The following is a 19,413-nucleotide window of genomic DNA, read 5'->3' on the forward strand; positions in this document are numbered from 1 at the left end:
GCGACTGCGAGGGCGCACCCCTCAGGCGGGAGGGTTCTCGGTGCAGGCGAGGGAGATGAGCGGCGCGGTGATCGTCGTCTGCCAGCGACGGGCACCCATGGTCGTGAGCGCCTCGGCGACCTCGGCGGTCGACGGCGCGGCCGGGCCCTCCCAGAGGAAGCGCCGCAGCAGGTCGGGGGTCAGGAGGTTCTCGACCGGCACGGCGAGCTCCTCGGAGATCGCCCCGAGCAGCTCCCGGGCGCGGGCCAGCCGGGCGGCGGCGACGGGGTCGCGGTCGGCCCACGCCTTGGGGGGCGGCGGGCCGCTCGGCGGGAGGGCCAGGACGGGCAGGTCCTCCTCGGGCAGCGCGAGAGCGCGCGCCACGACCTCGATGATCGCCTCCTGGTGGCGGCGAACCGAGCGCGCCAGGCGGGGCTCCGCGGAGCCCACGGTGCGCGGTGGCTTCGTCGCCCGCTGGTTGGCGATGGCGATCTCGCTGATCGCGGCATCGGGCAGGACCCGTCCGGGGGAGGTGTCGCGCTGCTGGGCAACGGCGTCGCGCCAGAGCCACAGCTCGCGCACGATGGCCAGACCACGTCGGCCACGCACCTTGTGCATGCCCGACGTGCGCCGCCACGGGTCGACGCGCGGCTCGGGGCCGGTGAAGTCGAGCAGGTGGTCGAACTCCTCGGCGGCCCAGGCCGCCTTGCCCTGCGAGGCGAGCTCGGCGGCCACCGCGTCACGGAGGTCGACGAGCACCTCGACGTCGAGGGCGGCATACCGCAGCCACGGCTCGGGCAGGGGGCGCACCGACCAGTCGACGGCCGAGTGCTCCTTGGCGAGCTGGAGTCCGAGGTAGTGCTCGACCATGGCGCCGAGCCCGACCCGGGGGAGGCCGGCCAGCCGACCGCCGAGCTCGGTGTCGAAGAGCGTCTGCGGGTGCAGCCCGACCTCGGCGAGGCACGGGAGGTCCTGGGTGGCCGCGTGCAGGATCCACTCGGCGTCACCGATGGCCTCACCGACGGGGGAGAGGTCGGGGCAGGCGATGGGGTCGATGAGCCAGGACCCGGACCCCTCGCGCCGGATCTGCACGAGATAGGCACGCTGTCCGTAGCGGTAGCCCGACGCCCGCTCGGCGTCGATGCCGACGGGCCCGGTGCCGCTCGCGATGGCCTCGGCGGCGCGCATCAGGGTGCGCTGGTCGACGACGACGTCGGGCACCCCGTCGCGGGGGTGGGTCAGTGGGACGAGCTCGGGGACGACGTCGGGTGCGAGGTCGGCGGCCTGGTCGTCGTCGAGGTCGTCGGCGGGCTCGTTCGGCTCTGCCGTCACCGGCGCTGCCCCGGCAGGGGGACGACGCCGTCGGGCAGGGGCGGGATGCCGGCGATGGTGCAGAGCATGTCGGCCCAGGCTCGCAGGTGGTCCGTGGCGTCGCCGCCGACCGGGGTCCACGAGGCGCGGATCTCCATCTCGACGCTCGCCTCGCGGTCGGCGAGACCCGCGAAGCTCTCGCTGACCACGCGGGTCACCGTGCCTGCCTCGGCGGTCCACCCGAGGTTGCGGTTGGCCAGCGAGTCGGTCAGCCACGACCACCCGACCGCCCCGAGCATGGGGTCTCCGGCGAGCTCGGGCTCGAGCTCGGCCCGCGCGAAGGTGACGATGCGCCACTGGCCGTCCCACGTGTCGGGGGCTGCCGGGTCGTGCAGGAGGACGAAGCGTCCGGTCGCGAGGTCGTCGTCGGGGTCGGCGACGTCGATGACGTCGGCGGTCAGGGCTGCGGCATACGGGGCGATGCGCGTCGGCGCCGGCACCTCGGTCAACCGCACCTCGGAGCGCAGACGGACGTCTCGCAGGGCGCTGAGCGTCCTGGCGAAGACCGCGCCGTGGTTGCCCGGCAACGTTCGCGTGTGCACCAGATGAGGGTATGCCGGAGTCGGGCGATCTGTCCTCAGGGCGCGCCGGAAGCGCGTGGCGCGGGGGCACACGCCTGCCGTGGCAGGATTGACCGGTGCCGACCACTGCCCCGCCCGCCACCCGCCAGAGCGATCTCGTCCGCGCTGCGCGCCGCGAGTCGGTGACCCGTACGCCGGTCTGGTTCATGCGTCAGGCCGGTCGCTCGCTGCCGGAGTACCGCGCCGTCCGCGAGGGCATCCCGATGCTCGAGTCGTGCATGCGCCCCGAGCTCGTCACTGAGATCACGCTCCAGCCCGTCCGCCGGCACGGCGTCGACGCCGCCATCTTCTTCAGCGACATCGTCGTACCGCTCAAGGCCATCGGCGTCGACCTCGACATCGTCCCCGGGGTGGGGCCCGTCGTGGCGCGCCCGATCCGCACCGCGGCCGATCTCGACCAGCTCGTCCCCCTGACGCCCGAGCACGTGCCCTTCATCACCGAGGCCGTGGGCCAGCTCGTCCGTGAGCTCGGTGACGTCCCGCTCATCGGCTTCGCAGGAGCGCCCTTCACCCTCGCGTCCTACCTCGTCGAGGGTGGGCCCTCGAAGAACCACGAGAAGACCAAGGCGCTCATGCACGGCGACCCCGAGCTGTGGGACGCCCTGTGCGCCAGACTCGCCCAGATCTCGGGCGAGTTCCTCCGCGTGCAGGCGCAGGCCGGCGCGAGCGCCGTCCAGCTCTTCGACTCGTGGGCCGGCGCCCTGTCGAAGGCCGACTACGCCGCGCGCGCCATGCCGCACTCGTCGGTCGCGCTCGCGGCCGTCGTGGACCTCGACGTCCCCCGCATCCACTTCGGCGTCGGCACGGGCGAGCTGCTCGGACTCATGGGAGAGGCCGGCGCCGAGGTCGTCGGTGTCGACTACCGCGTGTCGCTCACCGACGCCGTGGAGCGCCTCGGGCCGAGGTATGCCGTCCAGGGCAACCTCGACCCCGCCCTGCTCTTCGCGCCGTGGGACGCCCTCGAACGCCGCGTCCGGGAGATCGTCGAGGAGGGACGCCGCGCGCCGGGCCACATCTTCAACCTCGGACACGGCGTCCTGCCCACCGTGGACCCCGACGTGCTGACCCGGGTGACCGCGCTCGTCCACGAGTGCTCGAGCCGCCGATGACGACGGCGGCACCGTCAGTCGCTCGCTCCAGCCTCACCATGCTCGGTGGGTCGGTGGCATCGCGCGTGCTCGGGGTCGTGCGCAATGGCCTCATCACCGCGATCATCGGCGCCCAGCTGGCCGGTGACGCCTTCTCCCTGGCCAACACCCTGCCCAACGTGCTCTACGTCCTCGCGGCCGGCGGCATCCTCAACGCGGTGCTCATCCCGTCGCTCGCGCGGGCGATGAAGCTCGAGGACGGCGGCCAGGAGTTCACCGACCGCGTCATCACGGTGGCGCTCGCGGCGATGGCCGTCATCACGGTCGTCGTCATGGCCGCCGCCGGGGGGTTCGTCTGGCTGCTGGCCCGCAACTCGTCACCGGACTTCAAGGACCTCGCGCTCGCGTTCTCGCTCATCTGCCTGCCGCAGATCTTCTTCTACGGGCTCTTCGCCCTGCTCGGCCAGATCCTCAACGCACGCGGCCAGTTCGCTGCCTTCGCGTGGGCGCCGTTCATCGCCAACGTCGTGGCCGTCTCCGGGCTCGTGCTCTTCCTCGTGGTCTTCCCGAAGAACGCACCCCTCGGAGCCCCCGGGCGCGACCGCCCGCGGGACCCGTCCGAGTGGACGGGCCCGATGATCTGGCTCTTCGCCGGGTCGGCGACGCTCTCCGTCGTCGTCCAGGCGCTGTCCCTCGTGCCCGCACTGCGTCGCACCGGGTTCCGCTACCGGCCGCGCTGGGGCCTGCGCGGTGTCGGCCTCGGCGGCGTCAGCAGGCTCGCCCTCTGGGCCTTCGGTGGGCTGGCGGTGTCGCAGATCGGCTTCTTCATCAGCCAGGGTGTCCTCAACAACGCGACCGCCTCGGCCACGACGCTCGGGCTGGAGCAGGCGGCACGCGGCCCGGCGGCATACGCCATCGCGTTCACGCTCTTCATGCTGCCGCACGCGTTCATCACGGTCTCGATCATCACCGCGCTCTTCCCGCGCTTCTCGGCGGCTGCAGCGTCCGACGACACGGCGAGCCTGCGTCGGGACTTCCGCACCGGCCTGACGATGCCGCTCGTGGCCAACGTGCCGATCATGGTGTTGGTCATCGTGCTCGCCGACCCCATCGTGGCGCTGCTCAACCCCGGCATCGACCCCCGCTCGGTCGAGGTCTCCGCCAGCGTCCTCATCATCATGATCCTCGGGCTCGTCCCGTTCGGGCTCGACCTGCTCTGCTACCGGATGTTCTTCGCTCTCGAGGACGGCAAGCCCACCGTCATCATGCAGGTGCTCCTGACCGGGATCAGCGCGCTGGCAGGCGTCGTGACCCTCTTCATCAACCCGGTCTGGGCCATCGGTGTCATGGCGATGGGCCAGACGGTGGGCAACGTCGTCAGCTCCATGGTCGGCCTCTTCCTGCTGCGCCGGCGCATCGGGAGGCTCGGCCTCGGGTCGGGGCTCATCACGGCGTCGCGCGTCGGCCTCGCCGCCGCGGTCGCCGGCGTCGTCGCCTGGGGTGTCACCCAGGTGCTCGACCCGATCACCGGATCCGTGGTCGAGGGGTCGACCTCGGCCGTCAAGCGGATGTTCGCCAGCGCGCTGGAGATCGGCCTCGTCGGTCTCGTCTTCTTCGTCATCTACCTCGGCATCGCCCACGCCATGCACGTGCGCGAGGTGCGGCAGGTCGGCGACATGGTCCGTCGACGGCTCGGTCGCTGACCGAGCCGCCGACGGCCTCTCACGGCTCTCGCCGCTGTGCGTCAGTCGTCCGTCGTGGAGGCGGACGCCGAGACCGGCGCCCCCGCGGGCTGCGGGGCCGGGCCGACGGCGGTGACGGGGCCACCGGTGGGGGAGGCCGCGACTGGCGTGCCCGCGGTGCGGCGACGCCACAGGCGCAGGCCGAGCAACGTCAGCGGCACGAGCACGACGAGCCAGGGCAGCAGCGCCGCGAGCCCGGTGAGGATGACGGTGAGGGAGCCGAGGAAGCTCTCCCACGCGGTGCGCAGCCCACCGCCGAGTCCGCTCCCGGTCTGCACGGGCGCCGTCGCGTCGGTCCACAGGGTCACGGTGACGTCGCTCGTCGTCGTCATCGCGTCGAGCTGGGCCAGCCGTTGGGTCAGGGAGTCCAGGTCGGCCTGGCGACGGCTCAGCTCGCCCTCGAGGGTGATGACCTGCTGGAGGTCCGTCGTCTTGGTGAGCAGGGCACGCACGCGGTTGATCCCGTCCTGCATCGGCTCGATGCGCGCCTTGGTGTCGACATACGTGTCGGTGACGTCCTGGGACTGCGACGAGCGGTAGGACACCGACCCGATCTTCGACAGCTGCGTCAGCACGTCGTCGAGGGTCTTTGCCGGGACGCTGAGCACCATCCGCGCCTCGTCGACGCCGACGGCCGGTAGGGAGGATCCCGACTCGAGGCGGGGATCGACGCCGCCCGGTCCGGTCGGACCACCCGTGGGGTCGACCGAGGTCACGACGTTCTCGGAGGTCACCTGGCCCCCGGCGTCCGTGGCGATGACGCGGGCCCGAGCCGCTGACCCGGTGAGGTCGGTGACCTTGATGCCGAGCCACGCGGAGCGCGCGATCTTCGGCTCGACGACCGCTATCGACCCGGCGACGCCGGACCCGAGCGTGCCCGTGTCTGCGGCGGGAGCCTTGGCTCCGGCAGAGGCGTCGGGCTGCGGTGCGAGGTCCTGGCCAACCACGCCGTTGCCCGTCACGGCACCGCGACTCGACTCCCCGCCGGAGGTCGCGGAAGAGGACGATGAGGATGAGGCGCTGTGAAGGGCCCTGAGCCCCAGAGGTATCGACAGTGCGAGCACGGCGAGGGCCACCACGACCACGGCGAGGAGTCGTCGCCGGGCGGGTGGGAGCTGAGCGAGACGCGGCAGGTGTGGGGTGGCGGTCATGGCGAGCCTTTCGACGGGTCGCCTCCCGTGCCGTACCTGGTGGCGGTGCTGTGGTGCGCACGGGGTGTGTGGCGACGTCCCTTGTCACCAGAGACACGCGGGCGGGGCCGATCGTTGCGCCGCGTCCGGTGGGATCGGCCGTGGGTCAGACCTGCTCGCGGCCGGGGCCACGGCGGACCCGTCGCACGACGAGCCACCCGACGAGCACCGCCACACCGACGTAGACGACCCAGTCGAGGACCGCCGAGTAGCGGTCGACGAGCTCGTAGCGCGAGCCGAGCACCCAGCCGAGCCCGATGAGCAGACCGTTCCACAGGGCACTGCCCGCGACGGTGAAGGCGGTGAACCGTGCCAGTGGCATGTGGACCGCGCCGGCGGGCAGGGAGACCAGGCTGCGGACACCCGGGACGAGCCGCCCGAAGAAGATCGACCGGCGACCGTGGTCGGCGAACCATGCCGTCGCGCGCTCGACGTCGTGACGGTCGACGAGCGGCAGCCGGGCCACGACGGAGACAGCCCGGTCCTGGCCGAGCCGAGCAGCCAGGAGGTAGAGCGTCAGCGCGCCGAGGTAGGAGCCGAGGGTGCTCGTGACGAGCAGCAACCCCAGACCGAGCTGGCCCTGCCGGGCGATGAAGCCGGAGAGCGGGAGCACGACCTCGCTCGGGAGGGGTGGGATGACGGTCTCGAGGAACGCCAGGGCGCCGACACCCCACTCACCGAGGGCCTGGATGACGCGGTAGGCGATCCCGACGAGTCCGGAGAGCTCCGCGGTGGGCTGGGCGGCGGTGTGGGCGACGGGCTGAGCGGCGGCGTGGGCGATTGGCTGGGCGACGGGCTGGGTGACGGGCAGCGCGAGCGTGCTCATGCGTTCCACGTTCCCTCACCGGTCGGGTCCCCGCCAAACCGCCGGGGCCGGGATGGGAGAGTGGCGCCATGGGCAGGACGGTCGCGGTCATCGGCGGTGGGATCAGCGGACTGGCGGCCGCCTGGGAGCTCAGCCGCCCGGGCGCCGACGTGTCCGTCACGGTCCTCGAGGGCTCCGACCGGCTCGGCGGGAAGCTGCGCCTCGAGGACGTCGGCGGGGCGCGCATCGACGTCGGGGCCGAGTCGGTGCTGGCGCGCCGCCCCGAGGCCCTCGCCCTCATCGAGGAGCTCGGAGTCGCGGAGCTGACCACGCATCCCGGACCCGCGGGCGCGTCGATCGTGTCCAGGGGCCGGCGCTGGCCGATGCCGCGCGGCACGGTGATGGGCGTGCCGGCCGACCCGGAGTCGGTGCGCGGACTGCTGACCGACGACGAGGTCGCGCGACTGGCGCACGAGCAGGTCGACGGCCGCGTCGTCGGTGACGTCTCGGTGGGCGACCTCGTGGACGCCCGCCTGGGTCGCGCCGTGACGGACCGCCTCGTCGAGCCCCTTCTGGCCGGCGTGTACGCCGGGCACGCCCGCGAGATCTCCGCCGAGCAGGCCGTCCCGGTCCTTGCCGCGGCCGCCCACGAGGGTCGCCCGCTGCTCGACGTGGCGCGTGCCGCGGCCGAGGCGGCGGCCACCGGGCCGATGGCCGGTCGCCCCGTCTTCGCCTCTCTCGTCGGCGGCCTCGGCACCTTGCCCGAGGTGCTCGAGCGTGAGCTCGTCGCGGCGGGTGTCCGCGTGCGCCGAGGTGCCGTGGCCCGCGGGCTGCGCCGCGACGGGGACGGGTGGGTCGTGTCGACCGGTCCGACGACCGACGTCGTCGAGGAGCGCTTCGACGCCGTCGTGCTCGCCGCCCCCGCAGCTCCCGCCTCCCGGCTGCTGCGTGAGGTCGCACCCGGAGCCGCCGGCGCGCTCGCGGCCGTCGAGTACGCGTCCATGGCCATCGTGACGTTCGCGCTCGAGGGTGCCGCACCGCCCGTCCTCGACGGCAGCGGCTTCCTCGTCCCGCCCACGGAGTCGCTGACGATCAAGGCGTCGACCTTCAGCTCGGTCAAGTGGCCCTGGCTCGCCGGCGCCCACCCCGAGCGGACGTTCCTGCGTGCATCCGTCGGCCGCCACCGCGAGGAGGCCGAGCTCCAGCGCTCCGACGACGAGCTCGTGGCCGTGGCCCTCGCCGACCTCCGGACGGTGCTCGGACCCGGCGTGCCCGCTCCCGTCGCCGCGCACGTGCAGCGCTGGGGTGGGGGACTGCCGCAGTATGCCGTCGGGCACCGTTCGCGCCTCGCGCCCACGCGCCGCCTGCCGCCGGGGCTCGCGCTGTGCGGGGCGGCATACGACGGCGTCGGAATCCCCGCCTGCATCGCGTCCGGGCGTGCGGCCGCACGGTCGATCCGCCCGGTCCTGACCCGCTGACGTCGGGGTCCGAGCCGCTTGGGATGATGGGGCCATGAGCGAGCGCCTGACCCCGGCCGAGATGCGGGAGATCAACGACACCATCCGCTACTGCATGTGGTCGGTGTTCAGCACCGTCACGCCGGTCGGCGACGACCGCGACGCGGTCACGGCGGACCTCGAGGCGTTCCTCGACGAGATCGCCGGCGAGGGGGTCGTGGTCCGGGGCCTCTACGACGTCGCGGGGCTCCGCGGCGACGCCGACTTCATGGTGTGGTGGCACGCCGAGACGATCGAGCAGCTCCAGTCGGCCTACCACCGCCTGCTGCGCACCGAGCTCGGCTCGCACCTCGAGCCGGTCTGGAGCAACGCCGCGCTGCACCGCCCGGCCGAGTTCAACAAGAGCCACGTCCCCGCCTTCATGGCCGACGAGGTCGCGCGCAAGTACGTCTGCGTCTATCCGTTCGTCCGCTCCTACGAGTGGTACCTCCTCGAGGACGCCGAGCGCCGCGACCTGCTGCGCGAGCACGGGCAGATGGCACGCGACTTCCCGGACGTGCGGGCCAACACCATCGCCTCCTTCGCGCTCGGCGACTACGAGTGGCTGCTCGCCTTCGAGGCCGACGAGCTGCACCGCATCGTCGACCTCATGCGCGAGCTGCGCGCGTCCCGCGCCCGGATGCACGTGCGCGAGGAGATCCCGTTCTTCACCGGGCCGAAGGTCGAGCCGGCCCAGCTCGTCGCCAACCTGCGCTGACCTGCGCTGACCCGCGCTGACCCGCGCGAGGGCCGCACCACCACCGAGCCCCCGTCTGCACGTGCAGACGGGGGCTCAGTCGTCGATCGCCTTGGCGATCGCCGCGATGACCGGGATGAGCAGGAACACCAGCCACGACTCGGTGCGCAGGAACGCGGCGAGCGCGATGAAGGGGGCGAGGCTGAGGAGGACGCGCGCGACCGTGCCGCGGGGCCCCTGGTAGCGCCCCGACGGACGGGACACGGCGCCGGGGCGCGCCGGCGTGAGCCGGGGATGCGGCTCGGGCAGGTCGACGAAGAGCGAGGTCAGGTCGCGGCGCACGACGGCGTCGGCGGCCCGACCCCGCCGGTCCTCGTACTCGTTCGCGTCGAGCCGTCCCGCGGCATGGTGCTCGGCGAGCGCCGCCAGCGCCTCGTCGCGTTCGGCGCTGCCGATGCGGATGTCGCCGTCGTCGACCATGGGACGAATCTAGGCGCTCAGGACTGCGACGGTCCCTCGTCCGGCTGGAGGCGCAGCGAGATGGAGTTGATGCAGTAGCGCTGGTCGGTCGGGGTGTCGTAACCCTCGCCCTCGAAGACGTGCCCGAGGTGCGATCCGCAGTTGGCGCACCGGACCTCGACGCGCTTCATGCCGAAGGCGCGGTCCTCGATGTACTCGACCGTGTCGCCGGCGAGCGGGGAGTAGAAGGACGGCCAGCCGCAGTGCGACTCGAACTTCGTGTCGCTGCGGAAGAGCTCGCTGCCGCAGGCCCGGCACGAGTAGACGCCCTGCGTCTTGGTGTCGGTGTACTCACCGCGGAAGGCCGGCTCGGTCCCGGCCTGTCGCAGGACCTTGTACTCGGCGGGCGTCAGGGCTGCGCGCCACTCCTCGTCGGTGCGCTGGACGGCATACGGCTTGTCGGAGGTGTTGTGGTGGCTCATGTCCAGACCAACGCCACGTCACCCGGGTTTGTGCCCGCCCTGCGACCACGTCGTCCTTACGAGGTCTTACGGGCCGGGTGCTCGCGGACCACGAGGGCCCCGGTGGTGGCCGGGGCCCTCGTGCTGCTCGGCCGGGGATGGTCCGGGCCGGGCAGGTTCCTCATCGTCGGAGGGGCGTCACTTCTGCTTCGGCGGGACGCTGCACGACGCGGTTGCCGTGTTGCCGGCCGCATCCGTGGCCGTCAGCGTGGCGTCGCCCTTGAAGGTGAAGTGCCAGTCGACCGCCCCCTGGAACGGGGCGACGCCGGAAGCCGCGACGCCCGGTGCCTGGGTCAGCTTGAAGAAGGTGCCGGAGGCGTACGGGCCGAACGACGTGCCCGTCGCGGTGTCGGCGATCGAGACGGAGACCCCGGGCAGGTTGTCGGCCGCCCCCATCTGGAAGAAGCCGGCGTTGCGCCACCCACCGGGCGTGTGTCCCGCCGGGTTGACGCCGGGACCGCACGAGACGGTCGGCGGGGTGACGTCGTTGACCTTGATCGTGACGGTCTGGACGAACTCCGGCCCGGCCTCGGCGCCATTGACGAGGAAGGTCGTCGTGCACGTCAGCGTCGAGCCCTGGGGCGCGTCCGCGGCGACGGTGATCGCCTCGTCGAGGACGACGTCGCTGCCGCTCGTGACGGTCCGGGGCAGCGCCGGCGCGAACGCGATCGACAGGCCCGTGGTGCACGAGACGTTCGCCGTGACCTCGGCGGGCAGGTTGCCCAGCCCGGCGAGGATCGTGCTCGCGACATTGCCCGGCGTCACGCTCGGGAAGAACGTCCCCGAGGTGGCAGCCGCGATGCGCTGCGCCTGACCCGTGGCGTTGAGGCCGTCGGCCCCTCCGGACTCGACGTTGATGGCGATGACCTGGGCGCCGACGCCCGTGAGGGACGCCGTGGCGTCGGCCTCGCTGTGCCCGCCGCTCGGGTCGTGCCCGCTCGCGTCACCGAACCAGACGACGATGCGTGAGGAGTCGGGACGGAACGCGATGGCGTTGCCGCCCGAGCCGACCTGCCACAGGGCGTTGAGCTGGCCCTCGGGCGTGTCGCCGCCGCCCGACGCCGACAGGCTGTCGATCGCGGTCTGGGCTGCGGCCTGGCTGCCCGTCAGGCCGGTCTCGACCTGGAAGAACTCCGCGCCGTCGCCCACGTCCTTGTACGACGCGATGGCGAACTGGGCCTGCGGCTGGGCTCCTTGGACCGTCGAGACGATGGAGCCCATCTCGGACTTCACGTTGGCGATCGCCGGACCCATGCTGCCCGTCTCGTCGACGACGAGGACGATGTCGGGCTTCGGCGGGATCTCCGGCGTGCTGACGGTCTTGGTGACGTGGACGGTGTCGCCCGGGTTGACGGACGCGTCGTAGGTGGCCGGGCTGACGCCGGCCCCCATCGCGATGGCCGGCGTGGCGACGAGCGCCCCGGCCGCCGCGATGCTGAGTGCGCCGCGGCGCATGGTGCTGAACACGGATGTCCCCTTTCGTGGGACGAGACGGTGAGAAGCGGCACGCGGAGCTGGTCCTCGCACCCCGAGGCGGGCAGGTGGTGACCGTGACCCCGAACGGCACCGCTCGACCGCGACCGGCCCGACGGGCGGGCCGGGGAACGGTCGGGGTGTGCGGCTCGCCGCCCGTGGTCCCCGAGGCTCCCGAAGGACGGTGCCCCGAACGTCCGGTTTGATACGGCTGGTCCGCATACCGCCTCCGCAGCGGCACGCCCTCCCACGACGTGGGCCGGTCGTTTGCGACGATGGGCCCGTGCAGGTGCGCCGTCTCGTCTCGCGTCCGGTGCTCGTGGCCGCGGCCGCCGGCACGGGTTCGGTGCTCGGCGCCGCCGGCGGCTCGGTGGCGGCCGCCGCCTACTTCGCCCGCCGAGTCATCACGCCCGACGAGCTGCAGCCTGACGACGTCGAGATCATGCGCCACGACGCCGAGACCGTCACCTTCTCCGTCACTCCCGAGACGGTCGTCCCCGGCCGCTACGGTGTCTGGCTCGACGGGGGAGCGGGCCACGCACGCGTCGGCGAGATCGTCGAGGCCGACCCGCTGTCGGTGACACGCCGGCTCGTGGCCGTCGACCGGGGCGCGGTCGAGACCGGGCCGGCCCGCTGGAACCAGTACTACTTCTGGGACCGGCCGTCGGTGAGCCTGGGCCTGCCCGACGAGGACGTCGCCATCGTGTCCGACGTCGGTCCGCTGCCCGGCTGGGTGGTGCGTCGGGAAGACGGCACGACCGGGTCCGACTGGGCCGTGCTCGTGCACGGACGCGGCGCCCGCAAGGAGGAGACGCTCCGGGCCGTGCCGGTGCTGCGTGAAGCCGGGTGGACGAGCCTCGTCGCCGCCTACCGCAACGACCGCGACGCCCCGCGAGGCCCGGACGGGCGCTACAACCTCGGCCTGTCCGAGTGGCGCGACGTCGAGGCGGCCATGGGGTATGCCGTGTCGCACGGTGCCCGACGCATCCTCCTTCTCGGGTGGTCGATGGGCGGCGCCATCGTGCTCCAGGCGCTCGACCGCTCGCCGTTGTCCGACTACGTCGTCGGCGTGGCGCTCGACTCCCCGGTCATCGACTGGGGCGTCGTGCTGCGTCACCACGGACGGCTGCACCGGGTGCCGGGCCCGCTCGTGCGCGTCGCGACCGACCTCATGGGCTCACGCCGCACGCGGCGGCTCGTCGGGGTGCACGAGCCGATCGACGTGGCCCGCACCGACTGGGTCGCGCGCGCGAGCGAGCTCCGGACCCCGATGCTCCTCATCGCCTCGGACGGCGACGACTTCGTGCCGATCGGACCCGCGGTGGCCCTCGCTGGTCGCCGGCCCGACCTCGTGCGCCTCGAGCGGTGGGACACCGCTCGACACTGCCGGGAGTGGAACTACGACCCCGACCGCTGGGAGCGGGTGCTGCGCGACTTCGTCCACGGGTTCGACGAGCGGCGCTGAACCCCCGTCGTCAGCGTCGGACGAACCAACGGCCCATCAGCGTCGCGTCCTGCTCGACGAGCACCTCGAGGTCGAGATCTGCCGGGATGCCCGCGGGCCCGACCGGTCGCGGGTGCTCGCCGCCGACGACGTGCGGGGCGATGGTGAAGCACAGCTCGTCGAGCCGGCCCGCCGCGAGGAAGGAGCCGAGGAGGCTCGGCCCACCTTCGGTGAGCACGTGGTCCCAGCCACGGGAGTGCAGCGCGTCCACGAGGGCTGCGACGTCGACCTCGTCGTCACCACAGACGAGGACGTTGTCCTCGCCGAGGTCACGCCGCGCCGCGTCGAGCCCCTGTGCGGAGGCCGGAACGGCCATGAGCGCACGGCCGTCCCGACAGCCGCTCAGCGTCCGGGGCACGTGCCCCCGGTTGCTCACGGCGACGAGGGGCAGCGCGTCGGGGAGGCCCTGGTCACGCCGCAGCTCGACGAGTGGATCGTCCACGGACAGCGGGGGATAGCCCTCGGCGCGGATCGTCCCGGCCCCGACCACGACGACATGGCTCAGGGCCCGGAGCACCTCGAAGACGACGTGGTCGGCGTCGTTGTTGATCGAGCCCGAACGTCCGTCCGCCCCCGTCGCAGCCCCGTCGAGGCTCGTCACCATGTTGCAGCGGACCCAGCGCTCCGGCTCGACGGCATAGGCCGCGAAGAGCCCCGCCGCGTCGAGGTCGGACTGGGCGGCAAGTCCGGAGTGACCGGGCACGAGCAGGCGCATGGGGCCAGTATCGGCGACGGTCGGTGACGCCGCGCGGATCGGTGGCCTCTCATCCCGTCGCGCCGGTCCCCGGTCGGGCAGGATGACGGCATGGGCAAGGGCGCGAAGGGCAAGAGCAAGAAGGCCGGGAAGTCGTCGGGCAAGGGGGCCGGCAAGGTCTCGAGCAAGAAGGCCGCCGAGGAGCTCGAGGCACAGGCCGCGGAGGACGAGGTCATCGCGGCGCACGAGGAGGCGGCCGTGGAGCAGATCCAGGACGTCGCCAACGCGCTGCGCGTCGGCAAGGGCTTCGTCCTCGCCGACGTCGACACGTCGGGGACTCCCGGCTTCACGGGGAAGAAGCTCGAGGGCAAGGCGGCGCTCAAGGCCTGCGAGGCCGAGCTGTCCGACCTGCTCGAGCGGCTCTTCGCCGAGTCCACAACGGGCTCGAAGCGGTCACTCCTGCTCGTCGTGCAGGGGATGGACACGTCGGGCAAGGGCGGCATCATGCGCCACGTCATCTCCGTCAACCCTCAGGGAGTCAAGGCGACCGGCTTCAAGGCGCCGACGAAGGAGGAGCTCGCGCACGACTTCCTCTGGCGCATCGAGAAGGCCCTGCCCGGCGCCGGCCAGCTCGGGGTCTTCGACCGATCGCACTACGAGGACGTCCTCATCGTGCGGGTCCACGACATCGTGCCCGAGGCCGTCTGGTCCAAGCGCTACGCGCAGATCAACGCCTTCGAGCGCAAGGTGATCGCCGCGGGCACGACCGTCATCAAGGTGATGACGCACATCTCCAAGGAGGAGCAGAAGGCGCGCCTCATGGAGCGTCTCGACCGTCCGGACAAGTACTACAAGTACAACCCCGGTGACGTCGACGAGCGCAGCCACTGGGGCGACTACATGGAGGCGTACCAAGCCGTCCTCGACAAGACCTCGACGGTCGGCGCTCCCTGGCACGTCGTGCCGTCGGACCGCAAGTGGTACGCCCGCCTCGCGGTGCAGCAGCTGATCCTCGAGGCCCTGCGCGGGATGAACCTCCAGTGGCCGCAGGCCGACTTCGACGTCGAGGCGGAGAAGAAGCGCCTGTCGGCGAGCTGACGCCGCCCCCGGCGCTCGACGAGCGCGCCGACCCGAGGACGTATGCCGCCCAACGGGTTTCGCGTGGGTGCTGCGTCGTCAGCCGGTTCGTTCGATGATGGCCGACGCCGCGCCGGCGAGGTCGACGTCGAGCGAGCCGAACGAGTGCCCGCGCCGACCCGCGATCCGGCTGGCGACGAAGGCGTCGGCGACAGGGCCGGGGGAGTGCCGGACGAGCAGGCTCGCCTGGAGGTCGAGGGCGAGGCGCTCGACGACGGCGCGTGCACCGAACGACGCCTCAGCCGACGCAGGATCGAGTGAGCGAGCCTGTGCGAGAGACGAATCCACGTGCGCGTCGAGCTCGGGGCTGTGCCCGCGGACCTCGTGCAGCTCCTTCGTCAGGGCCTCGAGCGTCGTCGGCTCGCGTGTCACGGCACGCATCACGTCGAGGGCGTTGACGTTGCCCGAGCCCTCCCAGATCGAGTTGAGGGGCGCCTCGCGGTAGAGGCGCGCGAGACCGTTCTCCTCGACGTAGCCGTTGCCGCCGAGGCACTCGAGCGCCTCGGCCACCAGGGGCGCCGTGCGCTTGCACACCCAGAACTTGCCGAGCGCGACGCCCAGCCGGGCGAGCTCGGTCTCACCGGTGTCGACGGCGTGGGCGAGGCGGAGGCCGAGGACGGTCGCGGCCTCGGCCTCGAGCGCGAGGTCGGCCAGCACGTTGCGCATCAGGGGTTGGTCGACGAGCAGCGCGCCGAAGGCGCTCCGGTGCCGGGCGTGGTGCACGGCCCGGGTCACCGCATCACGCATCGTCGCCGTCGAGCCGAGGATGCAGTCGAGGCGGGTGGCGCCGACCATGTCGATGATGGTGCGCACGCCGCGGCCCTCGTCGCCGAGACGGCTGCCCCACGTGCCCTCGAGCTCGACCTCGCTCGAGGCGTTCGAGTGGTTGCCGAGCTTGTCCTTGAGGCGTTGGAGGGCGAAGGGGTTGCGCGTGCCGTCGTCGAGGGCGCGCGGCACGACGAAACAGGTGAGGCCGCCCGGCGCCTGGGCCAGCACGAGGAAGACGTCGCTCATCGGGGCCGAGCAGAACCACTTGTGGCCCGTGAGCCGGTAGGTCTCGCCCGGGAGCGCCCCACCCGGAGTGGCGACCGCTCGGGTCGTGTTGGCGCGCACGTCGGAGCCACCCTGCTTCTCCGTCATGCCCATGCCCGAGATCGCGCCGGCCTTCTGCGACACGGGCCGGATGCCGAAGTCGTAGTCGCGGCTCGCGAGGGCCGGGAGCCAGCGGGCACCCAGGGTGGCGTCGTGCCTCAGGGCCGACCCGGCGGCATACGTCATCGAGACGGGGCAGCCGTGTCCTGCCTCGACACGTGACCAGAGGACGAACCCGGCCGCGCGACGCACGTGGGCCCCGGAACCGGCGGGCGAGGTCCACGGCTCGGCCGTGAGGCCGGCCCCGACGGACTGGGTCATGAGCCAGTGCCAGGAGGGGTGGAAGTCGACCTCGTCGATGCGGTTGCCGCGCGCGTCGTGCGTGCGCAGGACCGGCGGGTTGGTGTCGGCGAGCCGCCCGTGCTCCTGGGCCTCCGGGGTGCCGGCGAGGGTTCCGAGCGCGGCGAGGTCCGAGACGGCTGCGGGTCCGGCCCAGCGCTCCACCGCCTCCCGCACTGCGACGTCGTCGGAGAGGAAGTCGCCGCCGACGAAGGGGGGCACCTGGTTGGTCACCTCGTGTGTGCTCACCCCGCCGAGACTAGGCGCCGACCGGCCGGCGCGAGCCGCCGGGCGCATGTCGCGCCGGTCACGCGTACGACGTGTGGTCGCTCCGCCGTTAGCCTCGGAGGCGATGAGCGTGCGGACGAGGATGCGGGCAGTGCTGGAGCGAGTGCCATGGGGCGTCCCGCTCGCGCGACTGACCCTGGAGACGACCCGGGTGTGCCTGCGTTACCGCGTCACCGGGCTGGCGGCGGAGGGCGCGTTCTTCATGCTGCTGAGCCTGCCCCCGCTCGTCCTCGGGCTCTTCGGCGGCCTCGGCTTCGTCGGCGGCTGGATCGGTGCCGACACCATCAACAGCGTCGTGTCGGCCATCGAGGTCTACGCCTCGCGCTTCCTGTCCGAGTCGAGCATCAACGAGCTGCTCCTGCCGACGATCAACGACGTGCTCAAGGGCGGGCGCGTCGACATCATCTCGGTCGGCTTCATCCTGTCGCTGTGGTCGGGGTCGCGGGCGCTCAACGTCTTCGTCGACACCGTCTCGATCATGTACGGGCAGAAGGACGCTCGCGGCATCGTGCACATGCGCGCTTTCAGCCTGCTGCTCTACACGCTCGGCATCCTCTCCGCGATCCTCGTGCTGCCCCTCATGCTGCTCGGGCCGGGGCTGCTCGCCTCGTGGTTGCCGGATGCCGCGGCGTCCGTGACCAAGGCGCTCTACTGGCCGACGCTCATCGTCTTCAGCGTGGTGCTGCTCGCGTCGATGTACCACGTGTCGACGCCCCGACGGAGCCCGTGGCGGCGCAACGTGCCGGGTGCCCTTCTCGCCATGGCGATCTGGGTCGGCGCCTCGTACGTCGTGCGCATCTCGGTCGAGGCGTCGATGGGCGGGTCGTCGATCTACGGCCCGTTGAGCACGCCCATCGTGCTGCTCATCTGGCTGTATGCGCTGGCCGTGGCCATCCTCATCGGTGCGGGCCTCAACGCTGCGGTCCGCGTCCTCTGGCCCGTCGACCTGCACGAGGGTGCCGACGTCCGGCTGGTCAACTGGGCGATGGAGGGCGCGGGAGGGCTGATCTCTCGCTCGGATTCCGAGGCGGATGGCGAGGGGCCGACGGCGGAGTCCGACCCGCCCGCGACGTTCGGCGGCGTCGACGTGCCGGCCGACGACGTCGGGACGCACGCGCGCCGAGGGCGTGACCAGCAGTTCGTGAGCAGCGACCACGGACCCATCAAGAAGGCCATCCAGCGGGGCGTGGGGGAGGGGGCGAGCGGCGTCGTCGACACGTCGACCGGGGCCTCCGGCCGGACCTCCGATGAGGGCTCGGATCGGGGCTCTGATCAGGCCTCGAGGAGGGGCTGAGGTGCCGGCGTCCATCCGACGACGGCCGGTTTTGTATCTCGTGGATCGATCGGCTAATGTCTACCAAGCACCGAGCGGGGAAGTTACACCGCTGGTGTTCCCGCGGACGTAGCTCAGTTGGTAGAGCGCAACCTTGCCAAGGTTGAGGTCGCCGGTTCGAGCCCGGTCGTCCGCTCGGAGGCAAAGATCCACTTGCCTTCCACGGTGGAGTGGCCGAGAGGCGAGGCAGCGGCCTGCAAAGCCGCGTACACGGGTTCAAATCCCGTCTCCACCTCGGTGAGACACCACGCAGTACCAGCAACACCCCAGGGCGATTGGCGCAGCGGTAGCGCGCTTCCTTGACACGGAAGAGGTCACTGGTTCAAACCCAGTATCGCCCACCAGTACGAGACAGCCCCTGACCAGCGGAGACGCCGGTCAGGGGCTGTTCTGTCGTGTGGGCTCGGGCGCGCCGATCTCCGAGTGACCAAGTGAGTGACTATCGATCCAGAACGTCGCCCCGGCGGTGGGAGCACGTCGGTCACGGCTCCTGGCCGACGATGCGGTCCGTCGCCCCGGCGCCCTCCGAGTCCGCGCCCGCGAGGTGAGTGCTTTAGCGCACGGCGCTGGGCCATTTCGCTTCGTCGGAAACGCCCCGTGACGATACTGGGCAGGAGGGGCGCCGCCCGTAGGGGCGCCAGCGAGGAGGCGTAGATGCGCACGAGGAGGCGAACCGCTGCCGCGCCCTGTGTCGTGGTGGCGGCACTTGGCGTGCTGGCTCTGGGCGGCTGCGCCACGGGTGCGCCCGCGGCCCCGACCACCGTCACGCAGACGGTGACGGCACCGCCGTCGATCCTCGAGTTCAACCCGGCCACGAGTGGGAAGGTGCTGGCAGCCCGCATCGCTGCCTCGGCAAAGGCCAAGCGGCCTGCCGACAAGATCGGAGCCGTCAGCTGTGCGAACTTCCCTGACCTCAAGGTCGGGACGCACACGGACTGCCACCTCACGATCAACGGCGCGAAGGTGGGGGTGCGCGCGACGTTCACCGAGCGCGACGGGCACTATGTCCTGACCCGCATCCCGTCGTAGGAGCGGGCTGCGTGTCCGTCCGACGTCGGGCCCTGTCGACAGCGTCGTCGTGTGAGCGGCCGCGTCGGACTACCGCACCATGCGTATCTCGACCAGCCCGTCGAGATCTGGATCGACCTGCTCGGTCCCGTCGGCTGTGAACCGGTTCTTCTCGTAGAACCGTCGAGCGCGGGCGTTGTCCTTGGCCACCCACAGTTGTGCAGGCCGCTCGCTGAGAGCCTGGTCGAGGAGAGCCTGACCGACCCCGTGCCCGTAGCAGCTGGACAGCACGTAGAGCGCGAACAGCTGCTCATCGCGCTCGGGCGGGTGTCCTTGGTGCTCGCGGGCCGCGCCGTGCGCGACAAACCCCACGATTCGGCCGTCGCGCCGGGCCACACGGACCCGCTCCCCGGCATCCTCCTCCGCGAGCAGACCTGACCACATCACCCGCCGGCTCTCGAGCGCGGCGTCATCGTAGAAGTGCTCCGGGAGCAGGTCTCGGTAGGCTTCCCGCCACGCCTGAACGTGGACCGAGGCCAGTTCCTCAGCGTCGGCGAGGTGCGGCACCACCACCTCGAAGTCTGTCGACACGGCCCCTCACCTCCTCACCGGAGAA

18 protein-coding genes and 3 tRNA genes are annotated in these 19,413 nt (G+C 72.1%); 11 read left to right on the forward strand and 10 right to left on the reverse strand.

Translation table 11 applies throughout. From position 1 onward, the window contains the following. Window positions 1-21: 21 nt before the first annotated feature. Window positions 22-1,311, reverse strand: a complete 1,290-nt coding sequence (locus tag H283_RS27935) for an HRDC domain-containing protein (RefSeq protein WP_020145569.1) — start codon at window positions 1,309-1,311, stop codon at window positions 22-24. Then, window positions 1,308-1,892 carry a DUF3000 domain-containing protein gene (locus H283_RS27940; protein WP_020145570.1) on the reverse strand — a complete coding sequence of 195 codons (585 nt, stop codon included), beginning with the start codon at window positions 1,890-1,892 and terminating at the stop codon, window positions 1,308-1,310. Before H283_RS27940 ends, H283_RS27935 begins: the two co-directional genes overlap by 4 nt. A gap of 95 nt (window positions 1,893-1,987) precedes the next feature. Here H283_RS27940 and hemE point away from each other — a divergent pair, with 95 nt between their 5' ends. Both hemE and murJ read left to right on the forward strand, forming a co-directional pair. Next, window positions 1,988-3,040 (forward strand): uroporphyrinogen decarboxylase, encoded by a 1,053-nt coding sequence (hemE, locus tag H283_RS0121350; RefSeq protein ID WP_020145571.1) that lies wholly within the window; start codon window positions 1,988-1,990, stop codon window positions 3,038-3,040. Then, complete coding sequence (gene murJ, locus H283_RS0121355) at window positions 3,037-4,722, forward strand: murein biosynthesis integral membrane protein MurJ (protein ID WP_043650485.1); 1,686 nt, start codon at window positions 3,037-3,039, stop codon at window positions 4,720-4,722. Before hemE ends, murJ begins: the two co-directional genes overlap by 4 nt. Window positions 4,723-4,763: 41 nt before the next feature. Here murJ and H283_RS0121360 read toward each other — a convergent pair whose 3' ends face one another. Then, window positions 4,764-5,708 (reverse strand): DUF4349 domain-containing protein, encoded by a 945-nt coding sequence (locus H283_RS0121360; RefSeq protein WP_196806041.1) that lies wholly within the window; start codon window positions 5,706-5,708, stop codon window positions 4,764-4,766. A gap of 349 nt (window positions 5,709-6,057) precedes the next feature. Then, entirely contained in the window at window positions 6,058-6,777 is a 720-nt protein-coding gene (locus H283_RS0121365; RefSeq protein ID WP_020145574.1) for a DedA family protein, read from the reverse strand. A gap of 68 nt (window positions 6,778-6,845) precedes the next feature. Here H283_RS0121365 and hemG point away from each other — a divergent pair, with 68 nt between their 5' ends. After that, window positions 6,846-8,234, forward strand: coding sequence for a protoporphyrinogen oxidase (hemG, locus tag H283_RS0121370; RefSeq protein ID WP_020145575.1), 1,389 nt, complete (start codon window positions 6,846-6,848; stop codon window positions 8,232-8,234). A gap of 34 nt (window positions 8,235-8,268) precedes the next feature. Continuing rightward, the gene (hemQ, locus tag H283_RS0121375) at window positions 8,269-8,970 is read left to right on the forward strand and encodes a hydrogen peroxide-dependent heme synthase (protein WP_020145576.1); all 702 of its coding nucleotides are present in this window, start codon (window positions 8,269-8,271) and stop codon (window positions 8,968-8,970) included. A 75-nt stretch (window positions 8,971-9,045) separates the two neighbouring features. Here the strand turns inward: hemQ and H283_RS0121380 are convergent, their stop codons facing one another. The 3 genes from H283_RS0121380 to H283_RS26080 all read right to left on the reverse strand — a co-directional run bounded on the left by H283_RS0121380 (window position 9,046) and on the right by H283_RS26080 (window position 11,396). Continuing rightward, window positions 9,046-9,429: a DUF1707 domain-containing protein gene (locus H283_RS0121380; RefSeq protein ID WP_020145577.1), complete on the reverse strand. Its 384-nt coding sequence runs from the start codon at window positions 9,427-9,429 to the stop codon at window positions 9,046-9,048. Window positions 9,430-9,446: 17 nt separating this feature from the next. Further along, complete coding sequence (msrB, locus tag H283_RS0121385) at window positions 9,447-9,890, reverse strand: peptide-methionine (R)-S-oxide reductase MsrB (protein WP_020145578.1); 444 nt, start codon at window positions 9,888-9,890, stop codon at window positions 9,447-9,449. Between the two features lie 177 nt (window positions 9,891-10,067). Further along, on the reverse strand, window positions 10,068-11,396 hold the full coding sequence (locus H283_RS26080) for a vWA domain-containing protein (protein ID WP_020145579.1): 1,329 nt from the start codon (window positions 11,394-11,396) through the stop codon (window positions 10,068-10,070). Between the two features lie 289 nt (window positions 11,397-11,685). Here H283_RS26080 and H283_RS0121400 point away from each other — a divergent pair, with 289 nt between their 5' ends. After that, the gene (locus H283_RS0121400; protein ID WP_020145580.1) at window positions 11,686-12,867 is read left to right on the forward strand and encodes a S9 family peptidase; all 1,182 of its coding nucleotides are present in this window, start codon (window positions 11,686-11,688) and stop codon (window positions 12,865-12,867) included. Window positions 12,868-12,877: 10 nt separating this feature from the next. On the opposite strand, the gene H283_RS0121405 is transcribed toward H283_RS0121400, so the two are convergent. Continuing rightward, window positions 12,878-13,621 (reverse strand): dihydrofolate reductase family protein, encoded by a 744-nt coding sequence (locus H283_RS0121405; protein WP_020145581.1) that lies wholly within the window; start codon window positions 13,619-13,621, stop codon window positions 12,878-12,880. A 90-nt stretch (window positions 13,622-13,711) separates the two neighbouring features. Between H283_RS0121405 and H283_RS0121410 the strand changes: the two genes are divergently transcribed. Then, window positions 13,712-14,698: a polyphosphate kinase 2 family protein gene (locus tag H283_RS0121410; RefSeq protein ID WP_020145582.1), complete on the forward strand. Its 987-nt coding sequence runs from the start codon at window positions 13,712-13,714 to the stop codon at window positions 14,696-14,698. A 78-nt stretch (window positions 14,699-14,776) separates the two neighbouring features. Here H283_RS0121410 and H283_RS0121415 read toward each other — a convergent pair whose 3' ends face one another. Beyond that, window positions 14,777-16,417 (reverse strand): acyl-CoA dehydrogenase family protein, encoded by a 1,641-nt coding sequence (locus tag H283_RS0121415; protein WP_028785807.1) that lies wholly within the window; start codon window positions 16,415-16,417, stop codon window positions 14,777-14,779. A 121-nt stretch (window positions 16,418-16,538) separates the two neighbouring features. Between H283_RS0121415 and H283_RS26085 the strand changes: the two genes are divergently transcribed. The 5 genes from H283_RS26085 (at window position 16,539) to H283_RS0121440 (ending at window position 18,818) form a co-directional block, all read left to right on the forward strand. Continuing rightward, window positions 16,539-17,750: a YihY/virulence factor BrkB family protein gene (locus H283_RS26085; protein WP_231372344.1), complete on the forward strand. Its 1,212-nt coding sequence runs from the start codon at window positions 16,539-16,541 to the stop codon at window positions 17,748-17,750. A 102-nt stretch (window positions 17,751-17,852) separates the two neighbouring features. Then, window positions 17,853-17,925 (forward strand) — tRNA-Gly (locus H283_RS0121425). Window positions 17,926-17,953: 28 nt separating this feature from the next. After that, window positions 17,954-18,024, forward strand: a tRNA-Cys gene (locus H283_RS0121430). A 34-nt stretch (window positions 18,025-18,058) separates the two neighbouring features. Beyond that, a tRNA-Val gene (locus H283_RS0121435) sits at window positions 18,059-18,133 on the forward strand. Between the two features lie 310 nt (window positions 18,134-18,443). Beyond that, on the forward strand, window positions 18,444-18,818 hold the full coding sequence (locus H283_RS0121440) for a DUF4333 domain-containing protein (RefSeq protein WP_081633982.1): 375 nt from the start codon (window positions 18,444-18,446) through the stop codon (window positions 18,816-18,818). A 69-nt stretch (window positions 18,819-18,887) separates the two neighbouring features. Here H283_RS0121440 and H283_RS0121445 read toward each other — a convergent pair whose 3' ends face one another. Continuing rightward, window positions 18,888-19,388, reverse strand: coding sequence for a GNAT family N-acetyltransferase (locus H283_RS0121445; RefSeq protein ID WP_020145586.1), 501 nt, complete (start codon window positions 19,386-19,388; stop codon window positions 18,888-18,890). Between the last annotated feature and the right edge of the window lie 25 nt (window positions 19,389-19,413).

Source organism: Terracoccus sp. 273MFTsu3.1 (assembly GCF_000383675.1).
In the GTDB taxonomy this organism is placed as follows: domain Bacteria; phylum Actinomycetota; class Actinomycetes; order Actinomycetales; family Dermatophilaceae; genus Terrabacter.

Excerpts from the sequence above, each read along its gene's own strand:
- H283_RS0121380 (WP_020145577.1), bottom strand. The coding sequence starts at position 9,429 with ATGGTCGACGACGGCGACATCCGCATCGGCAGCGCCGAACGCGACGAG.
- H283_RS0121365 (WP_020145574.1), bottom strand. The coding sequence starts at position 6,777 with ATGAGCACGCTCGCGCTGCCCGTCACCCAGCCCGTCGCCCAGCCAATC.
- H283_RS0121405 (WP_020145581.1), bottom strand. The coding sequence starts at position 13,621 with ATGCGCCTGCTCGTGCCCGGTCACTCCGGACTTGCCGCCCAGTCCGAC.
- H283_RS26085 (WP_231372344.1), top strand. The coding sequence starts at position 16,539 with ATGCGGGCAGTGCTGGAGCGAGTGCCATGGGGCGTCCCGCTCGCGCGA.
- H283_RS0121410 (WP_020145582.1), top strand. The coding sequence starts at position 13,712 with ATGGGCAAGGGCGCGAAGGGCAAGAGCAAGAAGGCCGGGAAGTCGTCG.
- msrB (WP_020145578.1), bottom strand. The coding sequence starts at position 9,890 with ATGAGCCACCACAACACCTCCGACAAGCCGTATGCCGTCCAGCGCACC.
- hemQ (WP_020145576.1), top strand. The coding sequence starts at position 8,269 with ATGAGCGAGCGCCTGACCCCGGCCGAGATGCGGGAGATCAACGACACC.
- H283_RS0121440 (WP_081633982.1), top strand. The coding sequence starts at position 18,444 with ATGCGCACGAGGAGGCGAACCGCTGCCGCGCCCTGTGTCGTGGTGGCG.
- murJ (WP_043650485.1), top strand. The coding sequence starts at position 3,037 with ATGACGACGGCGGCACCGTCAGTCGCTCGCTCCAGCCTCACCATGCTC.
- hemG (WP_020145575.1), top strand. The coding sequence starts at position 6,846 with ATGGGCAGGACGGTCGCGGTCATCGGCGGTGGGATCAGCGGACTGGCG.